This is a genomic window from Alcanivorax sp. DP30 (assembly GCF_009882945.1).
In the GTDB taxonomy this organism is placed as follows: domain Bacteria; phylum Pseudomonadota; class Gammaproteobacteria; order Pseudomonadales; family Alcanivoracaceae; genus Alcanivorax.
This window is the reverse complement of sequence record NZ_WTUY01000005.1, coordinates 57570-75252: the sequence shown is the minus strand read 5'-3', so window position 1 is coordinate 75252 and position 17683 is coordinate 57570. Positions and strand designations below refer to the sequence as shown.

Here is a 17683-nt window from a genome sequence, read left to right as displayed (position 1 = left end):
CTGCCAGCATGAGCGCCCCCCATACGTTACCATGGACCAAGGAAGCCTAATGAACCTCAAGAAAGCGCTGTTGTTTGTCATCATCGCCGCGCTCATCACCTGCTACTTTCTCTTTGATCTGGGCCAGTACTTCAGCCTTGATTACCTCAAGCAACAGCAGAGCGCTTTCGACAACCTCTATGCGGACAAGCCAGCCATGGTGCTGGGGGCCTTCTTCCTGATTTATGTAGCGGTTACCGCTTTAAGTTTACCCGGTGCGGCCATCATGACCCTGGCCGCCGGCGCGCTGTTCGGCTTCACTATCGCCCTGATTCTTGTTTCCTTTGCGTCCAGCATCGGCGCCACCCTTGCCTTTCTGGCCTCCCGTTTTCTGTTTCATGATGCGGTACAGGAACGTTTTGGCGAACGGCTGAAAAAAATCAATCAGGGCGTCAAAAAAGAAGGGGCGTTTTATCTTTTCACCCTGCGACTGGTGCCGGCTTTTCCCTTCTTCGTGATCAACCTGGTCATGGGCCTGACACCCATCAAGACCCGCACCTTTTACTGGGTCAGCCAGGTGGGCATGCTGGCGGGCACCGCCGTGTATGTGAATGCTGGCACCCAGTTGGGCCAGCTGGAGAGTCTCCGCGGCCTGCTCTCCCCGCAACTGCTGGGCGCTTTTGTGCTGCTGGGCATCTTCCCGTGGATTGCCAAGGGCATCATGGCGCGCCTGCAGGCCCGCAAGGTCTACCAGGGCTGGAACAAACCAAAAAGCTTCGACCGCAACCTGATCGTGATCGGTGCCGGTTCCGCCGGTCTGGTGAGCGCCTATATTGCCGCCATGGTGAAAGCCAAAGTCACCCTGATCGAGAAACACAAAATGGGTGGCGACTGTCTGAACACGGGCTGCGTGCCCTCCAAGGCGCTCATTAAAAGCGCCCGCGTGGCCTACCATGACAAACAGGCCGCCAAGTACGGCTTCGACAGCATCAAGAGTGACTTTGTGTTCGGCACGCTGATGCAGCGTGTGCACAAGGTTATCGAGAAGATCGAACCCCACGACTCGGTGGAACGCTACAGCGATCTTGGTGTGGACTGCCGTCAGGGCGAGGCTCGCATCGTTTCCCCCTGGGAAGTGGAAATTCGCAACGGCGATCAGGTGGAAACCCTCACCGCCCGAAGCATTATCATTGCCTCCGGCGCCCGTCCCTTCGTGCCCCCCATTCCCGGCATCGAAGACATGGATATTCTCACCTCCGACAACCTGTGGGAGCTTGATGAACAGCCCAAACGGTTGCTGGTGCTCGGCGGCGGTCCCATCGGCTGCGAGCTGGCCCAGACCTTTGCCCGGCTGGGCAGCCAGGTGACCCAGGTGGAGATGCTGCCGCGTCTGATGATTCGCGAAGACGAAGAAGCCAGCGAGACGGTCACCCGATCCCTGCAGGAAAGCGGCGTAAAGGTACTCACCCGCCACAAGGCGGTTCGCTTCAGCCGCGAAAACGGCGAGAAGGTGCTGTACGTGGAACATGACGGTCAGGAAACCGTCCTGCCCTTCGATCAGGTACTGGTGGCCGTGGGCCGCAAGGCCAATACCGACAACCTCGGGCTGGAGGAACTACAGCTCCCCACCGATCCCAATGGCACTATCCAGACCAACGACCTGCTGCAAAGCCGCTACCCGAACATCTATGCCTGTGGCGATGTGGCGGGCCCCTACCAGTTCACCCACACCGCATCACATCAGGCCTGGTACGCGGCAGTGAATGCCCTGTTTGGCTTTCTCAAATCCTTCAAGGTGGATTACCGGGTGATTCCCTGGTGCACCTTCACCGATCCAGAAGTAGCCCGCGTCGGCATCAATGAGCAGGAAGCCATCGACCAGGGCATCGAACATGATGTGACCCGCTACGGTATCGACGATCTGGACCGCGCCATCGCCGACAGTGCCGCCGAGGGCTACGTGAAAGTGATCACCGCCAAAGGCAGCGACAAGATTCTGGGCGTCACCATTGTCGGCCAGCATGCCGGCGACCTGATTGCCGAATATGTGCTTGCCATGAAACACGGGCTGGGTCTGAACAAGATCCTGGGCACCATTCATATTTATCCCACCATGGCGGAAGCCAACAAGTTTGCCGCCGGGGAATGGAAAAAAGCCCGCAAGCCGGAAGGCTTGTTGCGCTGGGTGGAGAAGCTGCATGCCTGGCGTCGCTAGACACCAGGCCACGAATTAGGGTCATATTGACAATCATTATCATTAACACTACCGTGCACGGCCTATTACATTCCCTACAATCGTACCGGGAGAATTGCCGTGCCCCGTTTCCCCCTTGCTGGTTTGCCGCTGTCTGTTCTCGCTCTCGCCATTTCGCCGCTGGCCCAGGCTGAGGACAACAACCAACTGGACGCCATCACCGTTTCTGCCACCCGCTCCAATAGCGAAGTGGGCAAGACGCCCCAGAAGATCACGGTAATCAACAAAGCGGAAATCGAGCAGCAGCTGCGCATGACCTCGGACCAATCCCAGGTATTGAGCAACCTGATCCCGTCCTATACGCCCAGCCGCCAGAAGTTGACCAATGCTGGCGAAACGTTCCGTGGCCGTGCACCGCTGCTCCTGATCGACGGCATCCCCCAGTCCAACCCGCTGCGTGACGGCTCCCGGGACGGCTACACCATCGACCTCTACATGGTCGAGCGGATCGAAGTGATCCACGGGGCCAGCGCCGAGCACGGCCTGGGCGCCACCGGTGGCATCATCAACTTTGTTACCCGCCGCCCGGAAGCCGGCACCGTGAATCAGCACATTGGTGTGCAGGCAACCTCCCCAACCAACGACATCAAGTCCGACAGCCTCAGCTACAAGGTGGACTATCGGGTGGATGGCATCGCCGGCAATGTGGATTACCTGTTCGGCACCAGCTACGTGGAACGCGGCATGTTCTACGATGCTGAAGGCGATTACATCGGTGTGGACGGTACCCAGGGCGACATCATGGATTCGCAGAGCGGAGACGTGTTCTTCAAGTTGGGCTACTGGCTCACCGATGAGCAGAACATCGAGCTGTCCGTGAATCACTTCCGCCTGGAAGGCAATCACGACTACGTGGCCGTGGAGGGTGACTGGGCCAACGGCATTCCTACCACCGCGGAAGAAGGCGATCCGGAAGGCGACGCCCCCATGAACAAGGTGACTACCGCCGGGTTGACCTATACTCACAGCAACCTGGCCGGCAGCCACTTCACTGCCCAGCTTTACAGCCAGGCCTTCGAAGGCCGCTACGGCGGTGGCGTATTCGGGACTTTCCAGGACCCGGCCTACGGCCCCAACGTCTATGACCAGTCCCAGAATGAATCCGACAAGGTGGGCGGCAAACTGACCCTGACCCGCGATGGCCTGCTGGATAATCATCTGAAGCTGACCACCGGCCTGGATGTGCTGCAGGACGAAACCACCCAGATCCTGGCCCAGACCGGCCGCGAATGGGTACCGGAAACCCAGTTCCGCAATATCGCCCCATTCCTGCAGGCGGAAGTCTCCCCTGTCGAGCAGCTGATCCTGCAGGCCGGTGTTCGCTACGAATACGCCGAACTGAACGTGGATGACTTCACCACCCTGGCCTCCTACGGCAGCCAGCAGGTCAAAGGTGGCAACCCGGACTTTGAAGAAACCCTGTTCAACTATGGCCTGGTCTTCCAGGCCAGCGAGAACGCCCAGCTGTTTGCCAACTATTCCGAAGGTTTCGGCATGCCGGATGTGGGGCGCGTACTGCGTGGTATCAACGTACCCAACCAGAACGTGGAAGACTTCCTCGACCTGCAGCCAATCCTCACCGACAACACCGAAATCGGTATCCGCCTGACAGGTGAACGCAGCCACTTCCAGATCAGTCACTTCAGCTCCGATTCCGACCTTGGCCAGCGCCTCGAAAACAACGGCGGCATCTTCGAAGTGAAGCGTGAGCGCACCGAGATCCAGGGCATCGAGGCTGAAGCAGGCTGGCAGATCAGCAGCGCCCACGGCCTGAACGCCAGTTATGCTCACACAACCGGCAAGCACGACAGCAACGAAGACAACAAGGTAGACACTCGCCTGGATGGTAACAACATCGCCCCGGACAGCTTCCAGTTGCGCTGGCTGGCACAGTGGACCGACAAGCTGAACACCCAGCTGCAGGGCACCCACTACTTCAACAAGGACTTTGAAGGTGACGCCAACGACTTTGTCGCCTACCAGCTGGTAGACCTGAGCCTGGGCTATGACCTGCCCAAAGGCGAGCTCACCGCCGGCGTGGAGAACCTCTTCAACGAAGACTACTTCACTTACTACTCCCAGACTGCAACCACCCTTGATAGCCGCAATTTCAAGGGCCGTGGCCGCACCGTCACTCTGGGTTACAACCTGGATTTCTAAACCGGGTCTCGCGGGCAGCCAGCGGCTGCCCGCACACTTGCCGACAACCAGACTCCCATGCGCAATCTGCTGTTTACCCTGCACAAGTACACCGGCCTGACAGTGGGACTGCTGCTGGCGATCAGCGGCCTCACTGGCAGCCTGCTGGTGTTCCATGATGCGCTCGACGAACAGCTCAGCCCGGAACTGGTCACCCATGGCGAGCAGCGTGCCCCTCTCAGTACCGTCATCGCCAACGCAAAAAGCGCCACTGGCAAGACAGCCCAGCGAATAGACCTGTCTCGCCAGCCCGGCAGCCCACACACCCTGCGCTTTCCCAAAAACGCAGAAGCAGCAGGCCCTCTCCAGGTCAGCGTCTCCCCCTACTCTGGTGAAGTGCTTGCGGTACGAGACTGGGGTCACTACCCCATGACCTGGATCTACCGGTTGCACTACACCTTGCTGGCCGGGGCCAATGGCAAGATTCTGGTGGGGATTCTTGGCCTGTGTCTGCTCGGCTTCTGTCTCACCGGTGTAGTGCTGTGGTGGCCCACCGGCAAGCGCAAAGGCAAGTGGAAACGAAACCTGACAGTGAAACGTGGTGCGGGCAGCTACCGGCTGCACTTTGATCTTCATCAGGTCACCGGCATTTACCTGCTGCCTGCCCTGCTGGTGATCGCCTTCTCCGGCGTCAGCCTGGTGTTCGCCAAACAGGTCAGCGCAGTGGTCGGCACCATCCTCCCCCTGGATGAGCGCCCTGTTCCACACTCCGCGCCCTCAACGCAGCCTCCGCTGAGCCCCGACGATGCCATGGCGTTGGCGCAGTCACGCTTTCCCGACGCCACCTTGCAGCGCCTCTATCTTCCCCAGACACCGACCGACAGTTACCGGGTCGCCTTTACCCTGCCAGACGATGCCTGGCAGGACTATGGCGCCAACAATGTCTGGCTGGATCAGTACAGCGGCGCACAGCTTGCGCTCTGGCAGATAGACCAATTGGCCGCAGGCAGTCAGTTCATGACCTGGCAATTCCCCCTGCACAACGGCGACGCCCTGGGCATGCCCGGACGCCTGCTGGTGTTGATCACAGGCCTGACCCCGCTGCTCTTTTTTATAACCGGCGGCTACCTGTGGTGGACCAAACGGCAACTCAAACGCCGAGCAGCAAAACGTCGCACGCCATAAAGGCTGACAGAAACCTCCTGCGTCGTATCCTTTCCAGCAAGGCAGCATGACGCAGGCAGTCGTACCCCCCCCTTGAGACACACAGCATCACGGCATCACCACACGGCAGCGTGATACTGTCTGCCTAAAGGAGGAGTTATGACCCGTTTTCTGATCCCGTTCCTGCTGCTGATTTGCAGCGCCGCCCAGGCCTTTGATCACAGCGCCTGGAACACCCTGCTCGCAACCCATGTGAAGCCCTTGCGTGGCGGCGTTGCCACAGCAATGGATTACCAAGGCATGGAAAAGGATCGGCAGGCATTGCAGGGCTATCTGGATGCGCTGTCCGGTGTATCCAGGGCTGACTACCAGCAGTGGTCAAAGGACGAACAGCTGGCATTCCTGATCAACGCCTACAATGCCTTTACCGTGGAACTGATTCTGGTTGAAGGTCAACCCGCCTCCATCCGCGATATCGGCAGTTTCTTTTCCGGCCCATGGGACAAGGAATTTTTTACCCTGCTGGACAAGCCGCGCACTCTTGATGAAGTGGAACATGAAATGATCCGCGGCAATCCAGCATTGATGGATCCACGCATCCACTTCGCAGTGAACTGCGCCTCCATCGGCTGCCCCGCCCTGCGCCCGGAAGCCTACACAGCCGACAAACTGGACGCCCAGCTGGAGGACAGCGCGAAAAAGTTTCTCAGCGACAAACAGCGCAACCGCTTCAACAATGACCGCAACGCCCTGGAAATTTCAAAAATCTTTGACTGGTACGAAAAGGATTTCGAAAACACCGCCGGCAGCCTGGCAGAATATTTACTGCCCTATGCGGACGAGCTTGGTGTACCTGAAGAAAAGCGGAAACTGATGAAAGCAGACGACATCACAATTCGTCATCTGAACTACAACTGGAAACTGAACAAGCAGTAAATAAACGCTGGACGTCAATGATGGAACCGTAGGGCGGAAATGGGCGCAAGCCCATCTCCGCCATGTTCTTCAAACCGCTGCCCCCCTGCCCTATCAACAGAAATCCGGCACACGGTTTCGGGCCTCTTCGCTCAACACGTTGAGCTCCTGCGGGGGCCGGCTCCGGTTCCTGTTTTAGCTATTAATTATTCACTATTAACTATTCATTGCCTTTACAGGTACTCGAGCGCCTGCGCTACATTACTCACCCCGATAACCTCCACGCCTTCGGGCAGGTTTCTCGGCAGATTGGCCTTGGGCACAATCGCTTTCTTGAAACCGTGTTTCACTGCCTCATAGAGACGTTCCTGCCCCTGTGGCACCGGGCGAATTTCCCCAGACAGGCCCACTTCACCAAACACAACCAGCTCACGCTCAAGCGGACGATCCCGAAAACTGGACACGATGGCCAGCACCTGGGACAGGTCTGCGGCAGTTTCCGTGACTTTCACCCCGCCGACCACATTCATGAACACATCCTGGTCGCCCACCTGGATACCGCCATGACGATGCAAGATCGCCAGCAGCATGGCCAGACGATTCCCTTCCAGCCCCACACAGACACGACGCGGGTTGCCAAAGTGCGAGGCATCCACCAGCGCCTGCAGCTCTACCAGCAACGGTCGGGTACCTTCCCAGACCACCGTCACCAGTGAGCCCGATGCGATCTCTTCCGCACGGTTAAGAAAAATCGCGGAAGGATTCTTTACTTCCTTGAGGCCTTCGCCGGTCATGGCGAACACGCCCAGTTCATTAACTGCACCGAACCGGTTCTTCAGGCCACGCAGGGTACGAAAACGGGAATCCGTGGATCCTTCCAGCATCAGGGAGCAATCAATCATGTGTTCCAGCACCTTGGGGCCGGCCAGAGTGCCGTCCTTGGTAACATGCCCCACCAGCAACAACACTGTGCCGGTCTGCTTGGCAAAGCGGGTCAGGGCTGCGGCACACTCGCGCACCTGAGCCACACTGCCCGGCGCCGACTGCAGGGCAGCAAGAAACATGACCTGGATGGAATCCACCACCAGAATCTTCGGCTGCTCCTTGCGGGCCAGCTCAAGGATTTGTTCCACATCGGTTTCCGCTGCGATACGCAGCCTGTCCTTGGGCAGCTTGAGCCGATCGGCACGCATGGCCACCTGGGAAAGAGATTCCTCACCGGTGATATAAAGGGATTTCTGGCTATCCGCCAGCCGGCACAACATCTGCAGCAACAAGGTGGACTTGCCGGCCCCGGGATGCCCCCCAATCAGGATCGCCGACCCGGGCACCAGCCCGCCGCCCAGCACCCGATCCAGTTCCCCCATGCCAGAGCCGATGCGCGGCGTTTCTTCCAGAACGATGTCGTTGAGGTTCTGCACTTCGGACAACTGCCCGGCAAACCCACCACGGCTCCCTGCGCCCTTGGAGGACGGCGTGGCGGGATCGTGGACAAATTCCTGCAGGGTATTCCAGGCACCACAGGACGGGCACTGGCCCTGCCACTTGGGCGTATCCGCACCGCAATCAGTGCATACAAAGGCGATTTTTTTCTTGGCCACAACAAATCCTTCTTGTGCAGGCGTATCGACAAGGCCGCCGCAAGAACGTAGCGCAGCGGAGTAACGCACGGAGTGCGGCCCCAAAGGGGGACACCGCTTGAGGTGCGAACAAAACAGTTACAAGAAGCGCGTTGCGAAAACCCAACCCATCAGGCACGGTCGGTTTGGATTTTGCTTTTTCGCAACTCGTTACTCGCTAACGCTCGCATTCGCACCCCAAGAGGTGCTCCTACAGCGACGACGAATTAAACGATAATACGTTCGGGACGGCTGGTGATCTGGCAGAACAACTCATAGCTGATGGTTCCGCAGGCTTTCGCCACCGCATCCACATCCACCACATCGCCCCACAGCTCCACCTCATCACCCACGTGGGCATCAATGCCGTTCAGATCGATGGTGAGCATATCCATGGATACCCGCCCTACCAGCACGGTGGGCTCGCCATTGATAGCGGCAGGGGTGCCGTTGGGGGCGTGGCGGGGATAGCCATCGCCATAACCCACAGCGACTACACCGACACGTCCGGCTTGCGCTGCGGTCCAGGTGGCCCCGTAGCCTACCGATTCGCCGGGCTGAATATCGTTGATGGCAATCAGACGGGCGCTGAAGCGGTGGCTGACTTTCAGGCCAATTTCCGCTGCGCTCTTCCATAGAAACGGGGAAGAGCCATAGAGCATGATGCCAGGCCGCACTCGCTTGCCATGGGTTTGCGGGTAACGAATCAGGGCGGCGGAGTTGGCCGCAGACAGTGGCAGCCCAAGTGCATCGGCCACTTCCTGAGCCAGATGCAGTTGGCTGCTGGTCCCTGAGTCCTGCTCGTCATCGGCACAGGCAAAGTGCGTCATCACCCCCACCGGTTTCATGCCGGCGGCCGCTAATTGCTCCGCCGCCTGCAGCGCAATGGCCGGACGCAGCCCGAGACGATTCATGCCAGTATTGAGTTTCAGCCAGATGCGGCTGGTGCCGGGATTGTCCAGCAACAGCGCCACCTGCCAGGGCGAGTGAACCACCACATCCAGCGATAGCCTGCGAGCCTCATTGAGCTCATCGTGATCGAAGAAACCTTCGGCCACCAGAATAGGCGCGCCAATGCCGGCATCGCGCAACTGATCCGCCTCTTCCAGGAGAGCCACCCCAAGGCCATCTACCTGATCAAGCATGGCCGTAGCGGCATTGAGTAGCCCATGGCCATAGCCATTGGCCTTGACCATGGCGAACACCTCGGACTGTCCCGCCAACTGCTTCGCCCGCCGGGCATTGTGCGCCAGCGCCGCATTACGAATTTCGACCCGTGTGCCTCGCATAGAAAGCTCGCTAGATGCCAGACGCCCTATTCATCCATTGCTGCCAGCTGGGCGTAGTATTCCGGCGCCAGATCATCGAACCGGGAAAACTGCCCCTGGAAGGCCAGGCGCACGGTACCGATGGGACCGTTACGCTGCTTGCCGATGATGACTTCCGCCACACCCTTCTCGTTGGTGTCCTTGTTGTACACCTCGTCCCGATACAGGAAGGTGATCAAATCCGCGTCCTGCTCGATGGCCCCGGATTCCCGCAGATCCGACATTACCGGGCGCTTGTTGGGGCGCTGTTCCAGAGAGCGGTTAAGCTGCGAGAGGGCCAACACAGGGCAATTGAGTTCCTTGGCGAGCCCCTTCAGGGAGCGGGAAATTTCCGAGATTTCGTTCACCCGGTTATCCACCCCGGGCACCTGCATTAGCTGCAGGTAATCGACCATGATACAACCCAGCTCGCCGCCGCACTCACGGGCGACCCGGCGGGCACGGGCGCGCATTTCCAGCGGGCTCAGGGCCGGGGTGTCATCAATAAAGAATTTCTGCTCGCTAAGCATGTGAATGGCCGAGGTAATGCGCGGCCAGTCATCCTTTTCCAGGTTACCGGATCGCACCGAGGTCTGGTTGATACGCCCCAGCGAGGCCAGCATCCGCATGACGATGGAATCCGCGGGCATTTCCATGGAGAACACCAGCACCGGCTTGCCGGCCTTGATCGCCACGTTCTCACACAGGTTCATGGCGAAGGTGGTCTTCCCCATGGAAGGACGACCGGCGATGACCACCATGTCGGAAGGCTGCAGACCGCCGGTCATCTTGTCCAGTTCATCAAAGCCGGTGGTAACACCAGTGATGGCGCTCTTGTTCTTGTAGAGCTCGTCAATGCGATCCACCGTCTTCTTCAGAACGGTCTTGATATCCTGGGGGCCGGAGCCCTTCTTCTGCTGTTCCGCAATCTCGAAGATGGCAGATTCCGCCTGATCAAGAATTTCCAGCGACTTGCGGCCTTCCGTGTTGAAGGCACTGTTGGCCACGTCGTGGGAGACGTTGATCAGCTGTCGCAGGATACTGCGCTCGCGCACGATTTCGGCATAGGCCGTGATATTCGCCGCACTGGGGGTATTGCGTGCCAGCTCGGAGAGGTAGGTCATGCCGCCGATGTCGTCCAGCTGGCCCAACTGGGTCAGGGCCTGGGAGACGGTCACCAGATCACAGGGATTCTCTTCCTCTACCAGCTGGGCAATGACTTCAAAGATCTGCCGGTGCGCCTTGCGGTAAAAATCACGCGCCCCGACTCTCTCGGCCACATCATCCCAGGCACTGTTGTTCAACAGCAGCCCCCCCAGGATCGCCTGCTCCGCTTCCACAGAATTGGGCGGAATTTTCAGGTTTTCAGGGAGATGTTTATCCAGCGGCATGGGTTCGTTCATGGAATAACCAGGATCCAGTTATGAGCTACAAGCTGCAAGCTGCAAACTACAACGCGGCGGCAGACGTCAACCCCTGGAGCAGACTCGATTCGCGTTGTAGCTTGCAGCTTGAAGCTTGTAACTGCCATTAAAAAGGGCACTGCCCTTGCGGACAATGCCCTGATTCTGTCACCGCGCCCCGCAAGGGGCAAACCGGTTGTCCGTTATCTGACGATTACTCGGCAGGTACGACAGCCAGCTTGATGGTCACGGTCACTTCGGCGTGCAGCGCCAGGTCGATTTCGAACTCGCCTGTGTTGCGCAGCGCACCGTGAGGCAGCTTCACTTCAGCCTTTTCCACTTCCACGCCAGTGGAGGAAGAAATTGCTTCAGCAATATCGCGAGTACCGACAGAGCCGAACAGCTTGCCTTCGTCGCCAGCCTTGGCGGCGATGGTAACAGTCGCTTCCGCCAGCTTCTCGCCACGCGCCTGAGCGGCACCCAGCTGCTCGGCAGCGTGCTTTTCCAGTTCCGCACGACGGGCGTCAACTTCTGCCAGGTTGGCCTTGGTGGCCGGCAGAGCCTTGCCCTGGGGGATCAGGAAGTTACGGCCGTAACCGGAACGTACGTCAACCACAGCACCCAGGTCGCCCAGGTTCTTGATGGTTTCCAGCAGGATCACTTGCATGATAGTCCCCTCGGCTTAGCTGTCGTGGCTGTCAGTGTACGGCAGCAGCGCCAGGAAGCGGGCCTGCTTGATGGCAGAAGCCAGCTGACGCTGATAGCGTGCCTTGGTGCCGGTGATACGGCTGGGCACGATCTTGCCAGTTTCGGTGATGTAGGCTTTCAGGGTGTCGAGATCTTTGTAATCAATGTACTCAACACCTTCCGCGGTGAAGCGGCAGAACTTGCGGCGACGATAAAAACGGGCCATTGGATATCTCCTCTTTAATCCTGGTTGAGGGTGTCCAGCGTTTGGGCAATCAGCTGTAAACGGTCCCGGGCGTCTCCCTTGTAACCGGCGCGACTCAGGCATCCGGTGACTTTGATTCGCTGACCCTCTTTCAGGCCTTGGGCCTGTCGGGTCATCCCGCCTGCCAGTATCACGGCAATGCGGGCCTGGACTTCGCGGGGGTGGCCGTCTTCCAGCTGGCGAGAGCGATGCTCGAGCCACAACCGTTGGCGGGGTACCCCTGCCGGTGTCAGTGCAACCTTTTCCAAGGCAGCGATTACACCGGTGAGCTCACAGTGATTACTTTCCAAAATTAGCTGGCTGCCCCCTCCTTCTCTTCGTTCTTCGCCAGGGGCGACGGCTCAGTAACAGCGTTGTCGCGACGAATCACGAGGTGACGGATTACGGCATCGTTAAAGCGGAAAGTATTTTCCAGCTCGGCCAGGGTTTCGCCGTCACATTCGATGTTCAACATCACATAGTGGGCTTTGTGAATCTTGTTGATGGAGTAGGCCAGCTGGCGACGACCCCAATCTTCAAGACGGTGGATGGTGCCCTTGCCATCAGTCACGATCGCGCTATAACGCTCGATCATGGCCGGCACCTGCTCGCTCTGGTCCGGGTGGACCAGGAACACAACTTCGTAATGACGCATGGTAGCTCCTTACGGTTGAGACACCTCACGGTGTCAGATCAGCTTCCCGGGCGCCCAGTTGGCGACGCGGTGAAGCAAGGAGACCTGCCCCACGCCGTGTAAACACAGGCGGGACGCAGGAAGCGCGCGATTCTATCCCATACACCCCGTCCGGCTCAAGGCATATCCATTGCCAATTACATCCTGCCGTCGTATCCTGAACCGAAACAAAACACTACAAACGCTTACAGAAAGCGTCGTTTACCCTAAGCCCCTGATTAAAAAGGGGAAAACAACAACAATTGGGATACGACCATGCACTTGAGAGCCCTGGCCACCGGCCTGTGCAGTCTTTGCTTGCTGACCCCGCTTCACGCCGAGGAGCCCCTCCCGCCGTGCGGAACCCCTGTGTCGGTACCAAACAAGCCCGATCTGGAAGACTACCCGGATTACAGTGACTTTCTGGTCCAGATCATGAAGTACAAGCAGGCCAGCCACCTGCAGGCTGCTCATGAAAGCGCCTGTCCGGAGGATTACCGCCCCCCCAGGATCACCAGCACTGACCCCACCGTCATTGTCGAGCCTGAAACCCTGGAGGACGCTCTGGCGCGGACCAACCGGATTGCCCCCATCGACTACCAGACCCACCCCACCTGGTATGACCGCTCCACCTCACGCAGCTTCGAGCTACCGGCTCTGGAGGCCCCCCTGCTGTCCAGCGAGCATATCCGTACCCTGCTGGGCAACGCCGGCAACGATAAGCCTCTCGTGCTACCCATGACTATCGTGGGCATGCAACTGGACGGGGTAAATGATGGCGGCGAGGCCCTGTATCAGGAATCCGACATGATCTACGGCACCCTCGGCGCCCGGGAGTCAGAGGCGTCAGAGGCAGCGTTCCGGGCAGAGAATGCGCCACTGATTACCAGCATCTATTTCGCCAACAACCTGACCTTCTACCTTGACTCGAACGGCAACATGGTTCGCATTGAGGGGATAGCCGCAGGGGAGCTGTAAGTCATGATCCGGGGCAACGTCATCCTGTGTCTTGGCCTGTTGTGCTGGGCACTGCTTCCCGCCTCCAGCCTTGCCAATCAGGAGCTGTCTGGAGAACAGCAGGTGATGCTTGAACGCGCACTGGGCCCCCGCCCGGAGATCCGCAATTACAGCCAGCAGGACCAGTTCGTTACCGACCTGCTGGCCTGGAAGTCTCGACGCAAGACGCTCACCCGCAAACTGCTCAAGGGCGAAGCCATTCTCCCGCCCGCCCCCGAACAACCGGGCAACTGGCATCATGTCACCGGCCCGGAAGATCTGGATACTGCACTTCAGAATGCTCGCGGTTATCAGCAACCCAATTACAAAGAGCCCCGACGCTACGACCGCACCACCCACCTGAGCTTCCCGCTGCCGCCACTCGGCAAACAACAACTGGCAAAAGAGCGCCTTGAGCCGGTGCGCCCACCTCTCAAGACCAACAACCCGGACAACAATCTTGAACCCATTCTGGAAGAGGCCTCCCAACTGCAACGGGATATGACCGCACGGCAGGCAGAGCCCCCCCTGCCCAGCCTGGAGATACAGCGCTTCGTGAGTCACTCACAGATGAAATAAGAAGCTGAGGATTCCCTTCTACAAACCCGGCAAAGCTGAATCGGAATCTGGACGCTGCTATTAACTTCCCTTCTGCGCTTTCACCGCAAACAACACCACCCCGGTGGCCACGGACACGTTGAGGCTTTGCACCTCCCCAGCCATGGGAATCTCCAACAACTGGTCGCACTTGTCTTTGGTAAGTCGTTTCAGGCCAGGCCCTTCCGCTCCCATGATCACAGCCAGCGCCTCTGGCGCCTGGTAGTCAAACAGGGAGGTACTGCGTTCTTCCAGCGCCGTGCCGACCACCTGAACACCGCGCTCCTTGAGCTGATCCAGCAGGGTCGCCAGGTTGCCCACCTCGTAGTAAGGCAGGCTCTCCGCCGCGCCAACGGCGGTGCGGCAAGCCACTGGCGTGAGCCCCGCAGCCCCTCGACGGGGAACAATAACCGCGTTGACACCCGCCGCATCGGCACTACGTAAACAGGCCCCCAGATTATGGGGGTCGGTCACGCTTTCCAGGATCAGCAGAAACGGGTTGGCCGGCTTGCTGTCCAGCCACTTGAGCAGGGCATTTTCATCTGCGGCCCGGCGCGGGCGAGCCCGTGCCACGATACCCTGATGCTGCGGACCGGCATGCTTTTCCAGCACCTCGCGGCGAGCCCGCTGAACGGCCACGCCAAAATCCGTTGCCGCCTGGATCATGGCCGCCAGACGCGGCTCTTCCCGCTCTGCCCGGGTATCTTGAACAAACAATTCCAGCACCGCTTCCGGCCGATGGCGCAACAAGGCCTCCACCGCGTGGAAGCCGGAATACATCAGAGGTTTTTGGGCTTTGCTCATTGTTGGAACGCCTGCACGCTACATGCACCACGCAACGGGTGGTGTGGGATTCGATAGGAGGGGCCGCCAGCACCTGCAGGGGAACAGGCGCTCAAACCTGCCCCCCAACTGCACGCCAGCCGCAGCCAAAAGAAAAGCGGTCTAGCTTTTCTTGGTTCGCCGCGCGGCCTTTTTGCCGCGAGGCGGGCCTTTGCGCTTGGCCTTGGGTTTGGGAATCTCGCCCTTGGCCAGCTTTTCTCGCTCGGATGACCCTTTCTTGGCCGCCCCGTCGCCAGCGCCACCGCCAGCCTTGCCTCCCCGACGGCTGCCGCCCTTCGGGCGCCCCTTGCGGGAAGGCGTTGACGACTCCAGTTGCAGGTCAATCTTGCGATCTTCGGTGTGCACCGCTGCCACCCGCACGGTGACAGAGTCCCCCAGACTGAAGGTGCGACCACTACTTTCCCCCTTGAGGCTCAGATTCACCTCATCGAAGTGGTAATAGTCGCTGTCCAGGTTCGCCACATGCACCAGACCATCGATATGCAGCTCGTTGAGTTGAACAAACAGGCCGAAGTTGGCAACACCACTGATCACGCCGTCAAACACATCCCCGATACGCGACTCCATGAACTGGCATTTGAGCCAGGAGACCACATCACGGGTAGCATCATCCGCGCGCCGCTCGGTCATGGAGCACTGCTCACCGATGACCACCATGTCGGCCTGGTTATAAGGCACGATTTTTTCCTGCGGAATGACCGGCAGCTTGCCCGGATTATCTACGTGGGCAGGCATGGCTTCGCTACGAATCAGGAAACGGATGGCCCGGTGTACCAGCAGATCCGGGTAGCGCCGGATCGGCGAGGTAAAGTGCGTATAAGCCTTGTAGGAAAGCCCGAAGTGCCCCTTGTTCTCGGCCTCATACTTGGCCTGGGTCATGGAGCGCAGCATCATGGTCTGGATCACGTTGCGGTCCGGGCGATCCAGAATTTGCTCACGCAGCTGCTGGAATACCGCCGGCTTCGGCGCCCCTTCGGACCAGGCGATACTCAGGCCCAGACCACCGAGAAACTGCTGCAGTTTACTCAGGCGCTCTTCCTTGGGCGGCTCATGGTTGCGGTAGAGGGCGGGAATCTTCGCCTTTTCCAGCAACTTGGCGGCGCAGATATTGGCGGCCAGCATGGCCTCCTCGATCATGATATGCGCCACATTGCGCACCACCGGCACCATGCCTTCGATCTTGTGGTTCTCGTCGTAGAGGATGCGGGTTTCTTCGCTGTCGAAATCGATGGCACCACGCTCTACCCGGCGCTTTCGCAGCGCCAGGAACATTTCGTGGTAGGCCCACAACATATCCAGGGATTCGTCATCCAGACTGGCGACGGTTTCCAGCGCCAGTTCAGATTCCGGCTCCTCAATCATGGCCCCCACCTTTGTGTAGGTAAGGCGGTGACGGGAACGCATCACCCCTTCACGGAACACGAAACCGGACAGGCGGCCATTGGCTGAGATGGTCATGTCACAGTAGAGACACAGCCGGTCCACATGGGGATTCAGGGAACACAGACCATTGGAGAGAGCCTCCGGCAGCATGGGCACCACCCGATTGGGGAAGTACACCGAATTACCACGTTTGGCCGCCTCACGATCCAGGGAAGAACCAGGATACACATAATGGCTCACATCGGCGATGGCGACGATCAAGCGCCAGCCACCGCGGGGGCGGCGCTCCACATAGACCGCATCATCAAAATCGCGGGCATCCTCGCCATCAATGGTCACCAACGGCAGGTCACGCAGATCCACGCGGTTGGCCTTGGCCTTGTGAGGGACCTTGTCGCCAAACTTGTTGGCCTCGTCTTCGACACCGTCCGGCCAGACATGGGGGATCTCGAACCGGCGCAAGGCCACCTCGATCTCCATGCCTGCCTGATCCGGAGTAGCAATGATTTCTTCCAGACGCACCAGCACATGATGGTCACGACTGGGGTACTGGGTGATGGTGGCACGGACATGGTCGCCGGGATTCGGCTTGATGCCATTCTTGTCCTCTACCAGAACTTCCTTGGTGATACGGCGATTTTCCGGCTCGATAAAGCTGATGCCGGCCTCACGGTAATAGCGCCCCACCACTTCCGTGGCAACGCGCTCGGTGATTTCCACGATGCGGGCTTCTTTCTTGCCGAAGCGGTTAACCCCGGCATCGCTGACCAGCACCCGGTCACCGTCCATGACTTTTTCCATCTGCCGCGGGCCGAGGAACAGGTCACTGAGGGATTTGTCATCCGGAATCAGGAACCCAAAGCCATCCTTGTGGCCCTGAACCCTGCCGGCAATGAGGTCCATGCGGGACACCACACCGACCTTGCCATTACGGTTCTGCACCAGCTGCGCATCACGCAGCATGGCCCGGACACGGCGGTCGAGACCGACTTCGCCGTCCTCGCCCACCTCCAGCAGCTCCGCGAGCTCGTCGAAGGACAGGGGTTTACCCTGATCATTGAGTACGTCCAGGATCAGCTCACGGCTGGGCACCGGGTTTTCGTACTTTTCCGCCTCTCGGTCGGCATGGGGGTCGCGATAACTTTTTTTAGGGGGCATTGAAGATTTTTTCGAAAAGGGGTTTGACATCCCGCCATCATATACTAGAATGCACGCGCTTTCGCGATGAACCTTACGTGAAACGGTAAAAACTTTACCGACAAGCACTTAAGGGACAGAACGAAAATGCCGAGGTGGTGAAATTGGTAGACACGCTAGCTTCAGGTGCTAGTGGGGGCAACCCCGTGGAGGTTCAAGTCCTCTCCTCGGCACCAAACATGACTCTTACGGAGTCCGACAAAGCCCTGTAACCGTCTGGTTCAGGGCTTTTTTCGTTTATACTCGCTCTAATCCCATCCGATGGAATCCAACCAGATACCAG

15 protein-coding genes and 1 tRNA gene are annotated in these 17683 nt (G+C 58.9%); 7 read left to right on the top strand and 9 right to left on the bottom strand.

Annotated features, from left to right (window positions below; all coding sequences use genetic code 11):
- Window positions 1-49: 49 nt before the first annotated feature.
- The 4 genes from GQF00_RS11230 to GQF00_RS11215 all read left to right on the top strand — a co-directional run bounded on the left by GQF00_RS11230 (window position 50) and on the right by GQF00_RS11215 (window position 6472).
- Window positions 50-2194, top strand: a complete 2145-nt coding sequence (locus GQF00_RS11230; protein WP_161319266.1) for an FAD-dependent oxidoreductase — start codon at window positions 50-52, stop codon at window positions 2192-2194.
- Window positions 2195-2293: 99 nt separating this feature from the next.
- On the top strand, window positions 2294-4393 hold the full coding sequence (locus GQF00_RS11225; protein ID WP_161319265.1) for a TonB-dependent receptor: 2100 nt from the start codon (window positions 2294-2296) through the stop codon (window positions 4391-4393).
- Window positions 4394-4450: 57 nt separating this feature from the next.
- Window positions 4451-5557, top strand: a complete 1107-nt coding sequence (locus tag GQF00_RS11220) for a PepSY domain-containing protein (protein ID WP_161319264.1) — start codon at window positions 4451-4453, stop codon at window positions 5555-5557.
- A 138-nt stretch (window positions 5558-5695) separates the two neighbouring features.
- Window positions 5696-6472 (top strand): DUF547 domain-containing protein, encoded by a 777-nt coding sequence (locus GQF00_RS11215; protein ID WP_161319263.1) that lies wholly within the window; start codon window positions 5696-5698, stop codon window positions 6470-6472.
- Between the two features lie 212 nt (window positions 6473-6684).
- Here the strand turns inward: GQF00_RS11215 and radA are convergent, their stop codons facing one another.
- The 7 genes from radA to rpsF form a co-directional block, all read right to left on the bottom strand.
- Complete coding sequence (gene radA, locus GQF00_RS11210; RefSeq protein ID WP_161319262.1) at window positions 6685-8052, bottom strand: DNA repair protein RadA; 1368 nt, start codon at window positions 8050-8052, stop codon at window positions 6685-6687.
- A 245-nt stretch (window positions 8053-8297) separates the two neighbouring features.
- A complete protein-coding gene (gene alr, locus GQF00_RS11205; protein WP_161319261.1) occupies window positions 8298-9359 on the bottom strand; it encodes an alanine racemase in 1062 nt (353 codons plus the stop codon).
- A 26-nt stretch (window positions 9360-9385) separates the two neighbouring features.
- Window positions 9386-10780 (bottom strand): replicative DNA helicase, encoded by a 1395-nt coding sequence (gene dnaB, locus GQF00_RS11200; RefSeq protein WP_161319260.1) that lies wholly within the window; start codon window positions 10778-10780, stop codon window positions 9386-9388.
- 214 nt (window positions 10781-10994) lie between these two features.
- Entirely contained in the window at window positions 10995-11447 is a 453-nt protein-coding gene (gene rplI / locus GQF00_RS11195) for a 50S ribosomal protein L9 (RefSeq protein ID WP_161319259.1), read from the bottom strand.
- A gap of 15 nt (window positions 11448-11462) precedes the next feature.
- Entirely contained in the window at window positions 11463-11693 is a 231-nt protein-coding gene (rpsR, locus tag GQF00_RS11190) for a 30S ribosomal protein S18 (RefSeq protein ID WP_153499858.1), read from the bottom strand.
- Between the two features lie 14 nt (window positions 11694-11707).
- Window positions 11708-12022: a primosomal replication protein N gene (priB, locus tag GQF00_RS11185; protein WP_161319258.1), complete on the bottom strand. Its 315-nt coding sequence runs from the start codon at window positions 12020-12022 to the stop codon at window positions 11708-11710.
- A 2-nt stretch (window positions 12023-12024) separates the two neighbouring features.
- Window positions 12025-12366 carry a 30S ribosomal protein S6 gene (gene rpsF, locus GQF00_RS11180; RefSeq protein WP_035233465.1) on the bottom strand — a complete coding sequence of 114 codons (342 nt, stop codon included), beginning with the start codon at window positions 12364-12366 and terminating at the stop codon, window positions 12025-12027.
- A 387-nt stretch (window positions 12367-12753) separates the two neighbouring features.
- Here rpsF and GQF00_RS11175 point away from each other — a divergent pair, with 387 nt between their 5' ends.
- Together GQF00_RS11175 and GQF00_RS11170 are read left to right on the top strand one after the other, a co-directional pair.
- The gene (locus GQF00_RS11175; RefSeq protein ID WP_370519489.1) at window positions 12754-13362 is read left to right on the top strand and encodes a hypothetical protein; all 609 of its coding nucleotides are present in this window, start codon (window positions 12754-12756) and stop codon (window positions 13360-13362) included.
- Window positions 13363-13365: 3 nt separating this feature from the next.
- Entirely contained in the window at window positions 13366-13959 is a 594-nt protein-coding gene (locus GQF00_RS11170; RefSeq protein WP_161319256.1) for a hypothetical protein, read from the top strand.
- Between the two features lie 60 nt (window positions 13960-14019).
- Here the strand turns inward: GQF00_RS11170 and rlmB are convergent, their stop codons facing one another.
- Together rlmB and rnr are read right to left on the bottom strand one after the other, a co-directional pair.
- Entirely contained in the window at window positions 14020-14781 is a 762-nt protein-coding gene (rlmB, locus tag GQF00_RS11165) for a 23S rRNA (guanosine(2251)-2'-O)-methyltransferase RlmB (protein ID WP_161319255.1), read from the bottom strand.
- A 141-nt stretch (window positions 14782-14922) separates the two neighbouring features.
- Window positions 14923-17361: a ribonuclease R gene (rnr, locus tag GQF00_RS11160; RefSeq protein WP_161319254.1), complete on the bottom strand. Its 2439-nt coding sequence runs from the start codon at window positions 17359-17361 to the stop codon at window positions 14923-14925.
- A 128-nt stretch (window positions 17362-17489) separates the two neighbouring features.
- Between rnr and GQF00_RS11155 the strand changes: the two genes are divergently transcribed.
- Window positions 17490-17576, top strand: a tRNA-Leu gene (locus GQF00_RS11155).
- Window positions 17577-17683 lie beyond the last annotated feature (107 nt).